General features: G+C 52.1%; 6 protein-coding genes. 3 read left to right on the top strand and 3 right to left on the bottom strand.

Features of this window, described 5'->3' with window-relative positions; all coding sequences use genetic code 11:
• Positions 1-137 precede the first annotated feature (137 nt).
• Together V4U84_RS02595 and V4U84_RS02590 are read right to left on the bottom strand one after the other, a co-directional pair.
• Positions 138-1,070: a YqhG family protein gene (locus V4U84_RS02595; RefSeq protein ID WP_334073210.1), complete on the bottom strand. Its 933-nt coding sequence runs from the start codon at positions 1,068-1,070 to the stop codon at positions 138-140.
• Between the two features lie 6 nt (positions 1,071-1,076).
• Entirely contained in the window at positions 1,077-2,858 is a 1,782-nt protein-coding gene (locus V4U84_RS02590) for a DEAD/DEAH box helicase (RefSeq protein WP_334076721.1), read from the bottom strand.
• A gap of 506 nt (positions 2,859-3,364) precedes the next feature.
• On the opposite strand from V4U84_RS02590, the gene V4U84_RS02585 reads away from it, so the two are divergent.
• Positions 3,365-6,028 (top strand): adenosylcobalamin-dependent ribonucleoside-diphosphate reductase, encoded by a 2,664-nt coding sequence (locus V4U84_RS02585; RefSeq protein WP_334076720.1) that lies wholly within the window; start codon positions 3,365-3,367, stop codon positions 6,026-6,028.
• Positions 6,029-6,475: 447 nt separating this feature from the next.
• On the opposite strand, the gene V4U84_RS02580 is transcribed toward V4U84_RS02585, so the two are convergent.
• Positions 6,476-7,831 carry a TolC family protein gene (locus V4U84_RS02580; RefSeq protein ID WP_334076719.1) on the bottom strand — a complete coding sequence of 452 codons (1,356 nt, stop codon included), beginning with the start codon at positions 7,829-7,831 and terminating at the stop codon, positions 6,476-6,478.
• A 233-nt stretch (positions 7,832-8,064) separates the two neighbouring features.
• On the opposite strand from V4U84_RS02580, the gene V4U84_RS02575 reads away from it, so the two are divergent.
• A complete protein-coding gene (locus tag V4U84_RS02575) occupies positions 8,065-9,474 on the top strand; it encodes an efflux RND transporter periplasmic adaptor subunit (RefSeq protein ID WP_334076718.1) in 1,410 nt (469 codons plus the stop codon).
• Complete coding sequence (locus V4U84_RS02570; RefSeq protein ID WP_334076717.1) at positions 9,471-12,635, top strand: efflux RND transporter permease subunit; 3,165 nt, start codon at positions 9,471-9,473, stop codon at positions 12,633-12,635. Before V4U84_RS02575 ends, V4U84_RS02570 begins: the two co-directional genes overlap by 4 nt.
• Positions 12,636-12,675: the final 40 nt, after the last annotated feature.

Genomic DNA, 12,675 nt, shown 5'->3' with positions numbered 1-12,675 from the left:
CCCTGCTGTCAAATATCCCAGGTGCTTGTCCCATTGTACTTGGGACGGCTTGAAAAGGTTGCTGCAATCTGTCGCGCGGCTAAAGCGCGGACAGCTTCTATTTTTGCTTTTTTTTAGCGAGGGAGGTCAATGTCTGGCTAACCCGGCGAACGCAGATGAAAGATGCCGCTGCCGATCGCCGAAACGACAATTCTCGGCTCGTACTGCCAGCGGATTTCTCCTCGCCGGGCCTCGTACTGTTCCGCGACGGCCTTTTTTCGTTCTTCATCCGGGTCGGCCAGCAGATCTTTATAATATGCATCGATGAGCGACAATTCCTCGCTTAGCCTTTCCCGGGCTTCGTCCGCCCAGGCGCTGTCGCAGCGGCCCAGCCTTTCGCCGATCACGTTCTCCAGCGCCTGAAGCCCCTGAGCCAGCGTCAACTGGCTGGGCAGCACGTGCATATTCTCGGGGACGCGCGGAACGAAAGCTTTCCCCGCCAGCCGGGGGGAGAAGGGATCCGCAATCTGTCCCGTCCGCAAGGATACCCCGAGAAAATGCAGCTCCTCCCGCTTCATGTCGCAGCAGAACTCGAGCTTGAAGCGGACGCCCAGCCAAGGCTCGTAGGCGGCGGAGAGCAAGGTGTCCCGCTGGAGGGGGCCGGGGTCCTCAAACAGATAGATGCTGCGTCCGCCTTGCTTGACCGCGGCAAAAATCTGTTTGAGGCGGGGGCTGCCAAAATGTAGCTCCTCCCGCTGAATCCGGCCCGGCCCGAGAATGGGCAGCGGGCGGACGGCGCCGAAGTGGCGGGACATTAGGGAATCCTCCCCGGCGTCCGCGGCCCCGCCCGATTCCTCCTGGGTTTCCCGGTGGCGTTCGGGATCGAAAATAAACGAGAAGGTCATCGTTTCCGGCTCGGTCCCCGTGCGTTCGATGAAACCCCAGTAGTACGGCCGGTTGGTCAAATCGCGGTCCGCCCGGGGAGACAGTTTGACGGTGACGTGGTACGGCGATTTTTCCAGAAACCGGCATTCCGTCGTCTCCAGATAAGTCATCACAAAATCGCGAATCTGTTCCTTGGTCATGGCCATATCCGCTCAACCTCCCAGCAGCCGCTGGATCGCCATGTTTTTGCCGGCTGGATCCCCTTCGGCCCCCAGATCGTGACGGAGCGAATGAAGCGACTGGCCCAGGGAATCGACTTTGCTGGCGATTTCCTCCTGGCTGCCGGACTCCAGCAGAATCTTATATAAGCTTTTTTCCAGGGAATCGTTCTTTTCAAAACGCTCCAAAATGACGTCGAGCTCCCCGATGACCATTTCGAACATGTTAATTTTTTCGTGCAAAAGATTCAGGATATGCTCCTCGATCGTTCCCTTGGTTGACAGGTTGTAAATTTGAACGTCGTTTTTTTGTCCGAGCCGGTGCACCCGTCCGATCCGCTGCTCCACACGCATCGGGTTCCAGGGTAGGTCGAAGTTGATCATTTGATGGCAGAATTGGAGATTGATCCCCTCGCCGCCGGCTTCGGTCGCGATCATAACCTGGGCCCGGCCGCGGAACAGGTCCATCATCCAGTCTTTTTTGCCACGGTTCATACCCCCGCGATAGGGGACGGCACTCATGTTCCGGTCGCGGAAATATTTGAGCAGATATTCCTGGGTGGCCCGGTATTCGGTGAAAACGATGACCTTGTCGTCCATTTGCCCGATCAGTTCCATCGCTTTTTCGGCCTTGCTGTTGGCCTGGATCTTTTTGATAATGCCGACGAGGTCCCATATTTTATCGCGCAGGGGCGAATCGGGAGCGAGCTTCTTGGACAGATTGACGAGTGTGACGAACACGGCGTCCCGGCTGCTGCATACTTCCCGCTGCAAGGTCACCAGGGAGAGCATGCTGTTCAGGTCGCCGCCGGCTGCATGATATTGGTCTTTGACAAAGGAAGTAACACCATCGTATAATTCCATTTCTTCGGGTGAGAGATGGACATCGATATTTTTGACATTGCGTTTCGTAAATTCCAACTGTCCGTCTCCACGGCGGTTGCGGATCATAATTTTGGCGAGCTCGCTTTTGAGCTGGCCCTCGTTTTTGGGGACCCGTTTGTCGTAGACGAAATTGGACGCAAAATCGGTTTGTCCTCCGAGTTGGCCGGGCTTGAGCAGCGTGATCAGGTTAAACAGCTCGCCCATGTCGTTCTGAACCGGGGTCGCGGTTAGAAGCAGGCAGTATTTTTTTCGCAGTTGCACCATGAATTGATAGTTGGTTGTCTTCTTGTTCTTCAGTTTATGCGCTTCGTCCACGATCACCATGTCATACTCGCTGCCCAGCAGGATTTCGCGATGTGGTTCGCGCTTGGCCGTGTCTATGGAGGCGACGACGACGTCGTTTTGCCAGGAATGCGCCTTTTTCTGTGCGACGGCGGGAATGCCAAATTTCTGATTCAGCTCGCGCACCCATTGCAGCACAAGCGAGGCCGGGACGAGAATGAGCGCTTTCCGGACCAGTCCGCGGATGATATATTCCTTCAGAATAAGGCCGGCTTCGATCGTTTTTCCCAAGCCTACTTCGTCCGCCAGGATGGCCCGTCCGCGCATCTCGAACAGTACTTTGCGGGCGGTTTCGGTTTGATGCGGGAGCGGCGTAACCTCCTGAAGATGCTTCAGACAGAGCATTTCTTCAAAAGTGGTGACGAGCGAAGCTTCTTCGGCCTGACCGGCGAGGTTGAACAGCTTCCAATCGTCCCAAGGGCCGCCTTTGTCCAGCCGTGCTTCCAGGTCTTCGTACCAACTGCGGTCAAACTCGACCGTTATGTTGCCAGGAACGGCGGTTGTCGAAGCGGCAGCGGCGGTGACGGAACCCGGGGCATGAGGATTCATGATGTAAAACCTCCCTTTGCGTGTCGGCTGACCGGGGCCAGCGTCTGGTGAATGCTCACATTAAGGAGTAGTATGGACGAAATCGGGATACTTCATAACCTTACGGCTGAGCGGCCGGTTTTCAGGGCAATTTTCATAGAAGGCGGCTCGAAAAAAAGAGGATGGGGGAGGAATTCGGCGATCGGTCGGGCTTGACCCATTTTCTTGGCTAAAATTTCATGCTGAATTCCCGTGACAACGAGATATTGTATAGTATAATGGTATTCGCACACAATATGTTGTGATTTTTACATATGATATACCGTTTCTATCGTGTGCATTCCGGTTATAGGTTGGTAGGGAAAAGCCCGGATTTCACGTTTTTTAAGGGAATTGCGGGGCGTTTCGAGAGCCTGTGGCCGCTATTTTTTTGCGATCATCGACAAAGCGTAACCTTCGAGCCTTTGCACTCGATCATTTTAGATTCCGAAGCTTGCGCCGACCATATTTAGAGGAGGGTGTTTTCTTTGAAAACAGAACATAAGCAACGCCTGGAAGGGCTTAGCGAAAAAATCTTTTTGGACCGGTATGCCTGGAAGGACGCGGACCCGAGTCATGCCGAGGTAGGCGACGTGGTATTGGTTCTGACCAAAGACGATCCGAAGTTTCCGACCAAAGAAGTCGGTGAAGTCGTGGCCCGGAACGGGCGGACCGTGACGGTCAAGACGCGTAAGGGCGAACTGGTGGAGTCCGATGTGGAGAAGCTGACGCTCAACATCGAGAAAACGCCGGAAGAAATGTGGGACCGGCTTGCTGGCGCGATGGCTTCGGTCGAGAAAACGCCGGAGCTGCAAGAGGAATGGCGCGAGAAGTTCCGCTATATTCTGGACGACTGGAAGCTGGTGCCGGGCGGACGGATCGCTGCCGGGGCGGGCGCGAGCGAGGAACTGACGCTGTTCAACTGCTATGTGATCCCTTCACCGAAAGACAGCCGCGGCGGGATCATGGAAACCTTGTCGGAAATGACGGAGATTATGGCCAGAGGCGGCGGAGTCGGCATTAACCTCAGCTCGCTGCGTCCCCGCCGCGCCGTGGTTAAAGGCGTCAACGGATCTTCGAGCGGTGCCGTGTCCTGGGGCGGACTGTTCAGTTACACGACCGGCCTGATCGAACAAGGGGGAAGCCGCCGCGGCGCCCTGATGCTGATGATCAACGACTGGCATCCCGATGTGCTCGATTTTATTACCGTCAAACAAACGATGGGCCAAGTAACGAACGCCAACCTGTCGGTATGCGTGAGCAACGCCTTTATGAAAGCCGTCAAGGAAGATCTGGACTGGGAACTCGTGTTCCCGGACACGACGTATGATGATTACACCGAGGTCTGGGACGGCGATCTGGAGAAATGGAAAGCGGCCGGGCGCAACGTGGTGCACTACCGGACCGTCAAAGCCCGCGACATTTGGCATACGATCATCGAATCGGCGTGGAAATCCGCCGAGCCGGGCGTTGTATTTATGGAATATTACAATCAGATGTCGAATAGCTGGTATTTTAACCCGATCATCTGTACGAATCCGTGCGGTGAGCAAGGGCTGCCGGGTTGGGGCGTATGCAACCTGTCGGCCATGAACCTGTCCAAATTCTACGATGAAGAAAACCATGATGTCGCTTGGGACGAGCTCGCGACCACAACCCGCTATTCGGTGCGTTTCCTGGATAACGTCATCGACAAAACGCCGTACCATTTTGAAGAAAACGAGAAAAACCAGAAGAAAGAGCGCCGCGTCGGGCTGGGAACGATGGGTCTTGCCGAACTGATGATCAAGCTGAACATCCGCTACGGCAGCCCGGAATCGCTGAAGTTTCTCGATAAATTGTACGGCTTCATCGCCAAGGAAGCTTACCTCGCTTCCGCCGAGATTGCGGCGGAGAAGGGCTCCTTCCCGGCGTTTGAAGCGGATAAATATCTGCAAAGCGGGTTTATGAAAGTGATGACGGGGGTATATCCGGAAGTCGGGGCAGCCGTCCGCGAAAAAGGCGTCCGCAATGTCACGATCATCACCCAGGCGCCGACGGGCAGCACGGGGACGATGGTCGGAACGTCGACCGGGATCGAGCCGTACTTTGCCTTTAAATACTACCGTCAAAGCCGCTTGGGCTTCGACGAGCAATTCGTGCCGATCGCCCAGGAATGGATGGACGCCCATCCGGGCGAACCGCTGCCGGACTACTTCGTCACCGCCATGGATTTGTCGGCCGAGGATCATATCCGTGCGCAAGCCGCCATCCAGCGCTGGGTGGACAGCTCGATTTCGAAAACGGCCAATTGTCCGGCCGATTTCACGGTGGAAGAGACGAAGCGCCTGTATGAATTGGCGTTCGACCTTGGCTGCAAAGGCGTGACGATTTACCGCGACGGAAGCCGCGATGTTCAGGTGCTGCAGACGGAGAAGAAAGAAGAGAAAGACGCCGACGCGAAGAATGAGGCATCGGGGGCCGATGAGGCGGCGATTGCGGCCAAAACCGGATCCGAAGGCGAGGCTTTGGAAACGGAAGCGAAGGCGCTGAACGGATTGAACCAAAGCCTGGCCGTTTCCGAGGGGACCTCGAAACAGGAGTTGCTCGACAAGCAGTACAAGAAACGCCCGCAAGTGCTGCACGGGGCGACCTACAAAATCAATACGCCGTTCGGTATGGCGTACATTACGATCAATGATTTGAACGGCGTACCAAGCGAGATCTTCCTGAACGTCGGCAAAGCGGGCTCCGATGTGTTCGCGATGGCGGAAGCGTTGGGCCGCGTGTGCTCCCTGTTCCTGCGCTACGGAGATCACGGTCACAAGGTGGAACTGCTGATCAAGCACCTGAAAGGCATCGGCGGCTCCGGAGCCATCGGGTTCGGCCCGAACCGCGTCGAATCGATCGCGGACGCCGTGGCCAAGGCGCTGGAAACCCATGTGCAGAACGGGCCTTACGGGGACCACGATCCCGCTCCGGTAGCGGCCACGATCGCACATCATGAAGAGCATGCCGAGCATGCGCACGCGGATAACGGCTCCGCTTCCCATACCCATGCTGGCGCGGTTGCCACCTCGCGAGACCTGTGTCCGTCCTGCGGCTCCGCCTCGTTGATCAACATCGAGGGCTGCAAAACTTGCAGCAATTGCGGGTACAGCAAGTGCTCGTGAGGTTTTAAAGTATGGAGGCATTGGGCAAGGATTGAAATGATTTCGGAGATACGCTGCCAGCAGTCACAATTGTAGATATAAAGCCCTACCGTCGGAGTCTACATCATTAACGGGAAAATCTCCCGTTAATGTACCGCTCTTGGCTCCTCGATCGGATTTAGCTGGAAAAGCTCCATCTATTTCACGGCCCTATGGCCGATATACACAAATTCAGGCGAATTAGCGGGAGGTTTTCCAGCTAATTCGCCTCTGAAGCCGCATACGCACCAAATTAACGGGAGGAATTCCCTTTAATTTGAACCTAACAATTAGTTGCTGGTAAACTATATAGAAGAAATAAACAGACAGAAATAGTATTAGATATGAAAAAGGTAATATAGGTTGGATTCGGAAAATGAAAAGAACCGTCCCACGTTTTATACATGGGGCGGTTCTTTTGCGTTTAACCTACATAATAAACCCGTCTTCCAGCGCGTCAACGGCACGTTGTGCGACATAAAGCTGCAGTCTGGCCAGTTCCAGCTGAGCCTCCTGCTGGGTCAGACTGAAGCTGGATTTTTCATAATCATGACGCGATACAAGCGCATTGTTGTAACGGACTGTTATATGTTGAACATCCAGTTGCGCATTATTCAAGTCTTTTAACGCGTTTTGATAAGCCTGGTAGGCGGTTTCCTGATTGCTATATAACTGGTCGATTTTTTTATTGAGATCGATGCGCGATTTCTCCGCCTGCTGCTCCGCGATCCGAACATTTGTCTCTAGATAATCCCCCTGGTCCTCGTTCGCGGCGTCGGTGTGACTTTTTTGCTGCTCCGCCAATATAATGGAGTTCCATTGTCTTTTCATCTCAAATGATTTCTCCAAAATCCGCTCCCGGCTCATTTGGGTAACGGGCTGCGCGGAGAATTCCCTCAAATCCCCCAGCTCAATGTCCGGGTCGTAAGCTACGCCGAGGTCAAAGCAGAGCTGAACCAGGGCAAGAAGGTACTTGTTTCTTAATTGATTCAGTTGCTGCTCCTGTTTCTCCACCTCCCTTTGCGCTTCGGTGACTTTTGCCGCCGATGTCATCCCCTGCTCCTGCATCAACTCGGCCCGCTTCACATCCGTTTTTAGAACATCCAAATAGGCTTCGTTCGTACGAACCTGCTTCTTTAGCGATAGCAAATCTACATACTGCGAAGTCATTTGCAATTGAATCCCTATTCTGGCTTCCTCCAGATCGAGCAATGTATTGGCCTGTTCGATGTCGATTTGTTTTAGAGAAAGGATCAACTGGTCACGCTGACCCTGCAATTGTTTGTTCATGGCATCGGCAATGTTGCCGAGTCCGTTGATCAACTGATTGACCACGGCGTTGGTCTCCAGAACCGGATATAGGGACGGAAGCAGTTCCTCAGGGAAGTCCTCATACTTTTTTTGAATTTCCTCCAGTGATTCCGGCAAAGTGTAGGAGCCCCCCGTTCCGCCGGAAGTGGATTCATCAAGCTTTTTCTTTTGTTCTTTGAGGTTTCCTTCATTTTCTTTAAGGGCGGTTATTTTAAAAGTCAATAGCTTGTAATTTTGAGAATAGTCCAGCGCGAGTTTCAAAACCGTATCCAGATCCAAGCGTTTTAACGGCGCCAAGGTACCCGAATCGATAAAGTGCTCCTTTAATACCCCGCTGCTCGTGGCCTCCTTCCCTGAACGAATGGAATTATCGTTTTCATTACTGTCCGCATAGGCCGAAATCGGTCCAGCCGCCAAAAGGGCCATGCTCAGCAAGGACGACATCATTACCGACAAACTTCGCTTCATAGCCATTCTACCTTTCCCTCCCAAGCCTTACATGTGACATTGGTGTTTGTTTTGCTTTCCATGCTATCATCCGCAAATTCATCCGCGCAATTTGTACTTTCGTACATGCCCTTTTGCCCTTAGGTACATGTACTAAAGCACGATTTTATTCGGGGATGGAACGCCTATAATAAGCCGCAGAGATCAGGAAGACAACAACAAAATATCATGAACAAAACGGATCAGGGGGGAAGAACCAGATGAAAGGACGCGGGACGACGGTTTTATGTTCAATACTTATTATTATGATTCTGGCAGCGTGCGGTTCGAATAAAGAGAAAGCTGCAAATGGAGAAGATGCCACTTCCGCCGTACAAGTTATCACGGTCAAAAAGGAACCGTTGGCTGCAACGTATCATTTATCCGGAACTTTAAAGCCAAATCAGGAGGCTAGTATTTCTTTTCAAGCAGCCGGCGAAATCAAAAAAACATGGGTAGAGGAAGGAGACGAGGTAAAGGCAGGACAGGTATTGGCTGTCGTTGATGACGCGGCCGCGCAGTTGCAGCTGAAGCAAACGCAAAAGGGCGTGAAGCAAGCCGAAGGTCAATTAAACGCTGCGAAAGCGGGAGTCGCTGCCGCGGAGGCCCAAGTGGATGGTGCGGCCGCCCAGTTGGAAACAGCGGAAGCTAACTTGGCAACCGTAAAGAAAGGAGCGTCTGCACAAAAGCTTGCCCAGGCCCAAAATGCCGTCACCCAAGCACAAAAAGCTTATGATAAATTAAAGACGGATGCGGACCGGTATTTAAATTTGTATGCTAATGGACTCATATCGCTGGATGAATACGAGAAATTTCAAGTCCAATTTAAGGATGCGGAAACCGCACTCGATAACGCCAAGCAGTCGCTATCCGAGTTAACCGAGGGCGCGACGCCGGAGCAGATCAGAACGGCTAATGCCACGGTAAGCCAAGCCAAAGCCGGAAAGAGCTCGGCAGAGGCCGCAGTTGCTCAAGCAAGAGGGTCATTAACGCAAGCGCAAGCTGCTTATGATCAAGTGGTCGCCAAGCAGCAGCAGGCTGAATTAGCTCTGTCCCAAACCAAACTGATCGCGCCTGTTGGCGGGGCTGTTTTGAATAAAAAGGTTGTTGTTGGGCAGACGGTTTCAGCAGGAGCGGAAGGGTTTGTCATCGGATCTATTGATACATTAAAGGTATTGATTCCTGTTCCAAATGATCAAGCTTCAGAATGGATAGTGGGACAATCCCTTACCTTGGAACAGAACGGAGTTGCGTTGCAGGGTACCGTAAAGCGGATTTCCCCGGTAACCAATCAGGGGACCGGAACAATAAGCGTGGAGGCCAATGTCCCCAATCCCAAGCATCAGTGGATTCCTGGGCAAGTGGTCCGGGCCGGCAGGTCGGTTTCGGAGCAGGAAGGTATCTTCGTTCCAGTCGGAGCAGTAATCAGCAATGGCCAGGAGCCTTATGTGTTCAGATATGTTAACGGCAAGGCCGTAAAGACGATCGTTAAACTTGGCACTCATTTAAGCGAAGACAATCGACAAAGTATCGCATCGGGGCTGAAAGAAGGAGATGTGGTTGTCAGCTCCGGGGCGGATAGCTTGTTTAACGGGGATGCAATAACGATTTTGGAGGAAAACGCCAAATGATTGAGTACTCCGTTAAAAAACGCAAAATTACATTACTGCTGTTTGTGATGTTCATTGTTTTCGGGATATTTAGCGCTACCCGGTTACCGCGTCAAGATATGCCGGATGTGGTGATAAAAAACGCGGTAGTTACGACGGTTTTTCCTGGAGCGACCCCGGAGCGGGTGGAGCAGTCGGTAACAAAGGTGTTGGAACAGGCTATTAAAAAGGTAGAGACCATTGAAAAAATAGAATCTACCAGTTCGAGCGGTGTTTCGAACATTACAGTCACCGCTTATCCCGACGCGGATGCCAAAGCGACTTGGGATGAATTGCGGAAAGCGGTGGAAGATGCCTCAGCAGACTTGCCGGACGGCACTATACAGCCCATGGTTAATGACGATTTGTTCTCTTCTTTTATCGGCTCCTATGTAATTTACGCGGATAAGATAGATGCGCTGTATGCCTTAAACGACCAGATGATCGATTGGCGGGACAAGATACGCCAAGTTGGCGGTGTAGCGGATGTACAGATCAGTGGGATCCCGGAAAAGGAAGTGCGCATTCAAATCGATTTGCAGAAACTGGAGCAATACGGCATCGCCTGGGAGCAGATTGTACAGGCAGTCAAGAATATGAACAACCGTACTCCACTGGGGGCGCTGGAATTTCAATCGCGCAGCTACGAATTGGTAGTTCCCGACATGAAACAGGCCGAAGAGTTGAATGAAGTGCTGATTTCCAGAAGCGAGAGCGGGTTCCCTATATATTTGAAAGATGTGGGTCAAGTTCAAACGGCGGATAAAGCCTCAACTTATCTGGCGTATTACAACGGAAAACCGGCCATATCGATCAATGTTTCCGCGCAGACCGGCTCCGATGTTCCGAAGATGGATAAGCGGATCTCGGCCAAGTTGGATGACCTCAAGAAGGGCTTGCCAAGTAACGTGCATTTTAGCCGAGCTTTCGGCCAAGAAGAGGTTGTCAGCAAAATGTTCGGCGAGCTAATTCGTGAAATGCTGATCGCAATCGCTTCCGTCATTCTAATCTGCACACTGGGGCTCAATCTGGTGACATCGCTGGTTGTGGCCATGGCCATACCGATATCAATTGCAATAGGTATGATTGCAATGCCATTTACTGGCATTTCCCTGAATGAAATTTCCATCGTCGGTCTGATCATCGTGCTGGGTATCCTTGTCGATGATGCGGTAGTCGTGAACGATAATATCGAACGCCGGCTTCACGTCTTGGGGGAAAGTCCCGACGTTGCGGCGGTAAAAGGCGCGAAGGAAGTATCGGTGTCCATTCTGACCGCTACGTTATCGACGATTTTCGCTTTTGCCCCGTTATTGTTCCTGACGGGGGATATCGGTTCCTTCATCAGCCCGATCCCTATCGTCATTTCCTGCTCCATGCTCGCGTCCATGATTATGTCGCTGACCATTATACCGATTTTCCGTCAATGGCACGAGAAGCGCCGGAGAATAAAATCAGCGGCCAAGCACAAATTGCTTCATAATGAAAATGAAAACGATCAAAACAGCGAATCTTGGGAACAAAAACCCGCCGGTTTGCTCGGCAAACAAATTCAGGCTGCGACCCAGTGGTATTCCGGCACCTTAATTCCGAAGGTGCTGAAACGGCCAAAAATGTTCGCGACTGTTGGGCTTCTCATCGGTACCGCCTCATTCGGGTTGGCACTGATTACACCGATTGATCTGTTTCCCGAGGCCGAGGAACCGCATGCCAGCATTAATGTAGAGATGCCTGTTGGCACAACCTTCCGGGAAACTCAACGGATGGTGGATAATATCACCAAGTGGGTCGAGAAACAGCCTGAGACCGAGTTCATTAGTGTCGGTATTGGCGGCAAGGCACCAACCATCTATTCCGATATCACCAATTCTCTCCCTTCTGCAACGAATGTCGGGCAAATTACGGTTATGGGCAAGTCGGATAGCTTTAAATTGGATAAGACCGTGCCGGCTTGGGGGGCGGAATTAACAAAACGGTTCCCGGGTGCGACCCTATCCATACACGTTCCCCGGCTTGGCATACCGGTCGGTTCGGCCGTCTCCATCCGAATCGCCGGTGATGAACTGGATACGCTGCAAAAACTGTCCCAACAAGTCAAAGAAAAAATCGCCAAAATCGATGGCGCTACCGGTATTAAAGATAACTTTGGAAATCAGAGCTATACGTTGGAATTCGAAATGAATAAGCCGGCTATGGATGAGTATATGATCGATTACAGCACGCTGACTCAGACGCTGCGCCTTATGGGGGACGGACTGGATATCGGGGACTTTGATACCGGAAAACAGATCGTTGACCTTAATTTACACGTTTCTAATCAGGAAGCAAGTCCTAACCAGTTGTTCCAGCAAATTTACATTACCAATAAACAAGGGGTGCAAGTGCCCCTAGCGCAGTTGGCTGAAATGAAAACGTCATTCACGACTCAAAAAATCCAACATTATAACCTTGAGCGTATGGTAACGGTGGAAGCGAACGCGGCAGGGAAGACGGCAACGGAGCTAACCGCCGAAGTCCGCGGCATGCTCAAAGATCTGCCTGTTCCGGAAGGATACACCCTCCAATTTGGCGGCGAAACTTCAGAGCAATCGGATATTTTCGCGGATTTGGCAACCTTGTTCATTGTAGTTATCTTTTTAATCTTTATTTTGATCACGGTTCAGTTCTATTCCTTGTCGGCACCGATTATCGTCATGACCACGGTGTATTTGGCGGCCGCCGGCGGAATCATCGGCATCTTTGTCTCCGGTTCTTCCATTGGCTTCATGAGTATGATGGGGATTATTTCGCTCGCCGGGATCGTCGTGCGAAACGGGATCGTCCTGATCGAATTTATCGAGGAATCAAGACGCGAAGGTATCGGATTGTATGAGTCGGTCATTGCAGCCACAGGTGCGCGATTCCGCCCGATTGTACTCACTTCGCTTACGGCCATGATCGGAATGCTGCCCCTGGCGATTGCCGGCAGCATATTGTTCAGACCGATGGCCTACACAATTATATTCGGCTTAATGTTCTCGACGGTTTTAACGTTGTTTGTGGTGCCTTCGATTTACATGGTGGTAGCCGGGTGGAAAGAAAAGCGTCAAATGCGCAAACATAAACCCGCTCAACCGGTCTCATCCGGTTCTGTATCGATGTAAGTAAGTGTCCCCTCTGCTTAAACGCAGAGGGGATTAATTA

This window comes from Paenibacillus sanfengchensis (assembly GCF_036864765.1).
Taxonomy (GTDB): domain Bacteria; phylum Bacillota; class Bacilli; order Paenibacillales; family Paenibacillaceae; genus Fontibacillus; species Fontibacillus sanfengchensis.
This window is presented reverse-complemented; position numbering and strand designations above follow the sequence as displayed.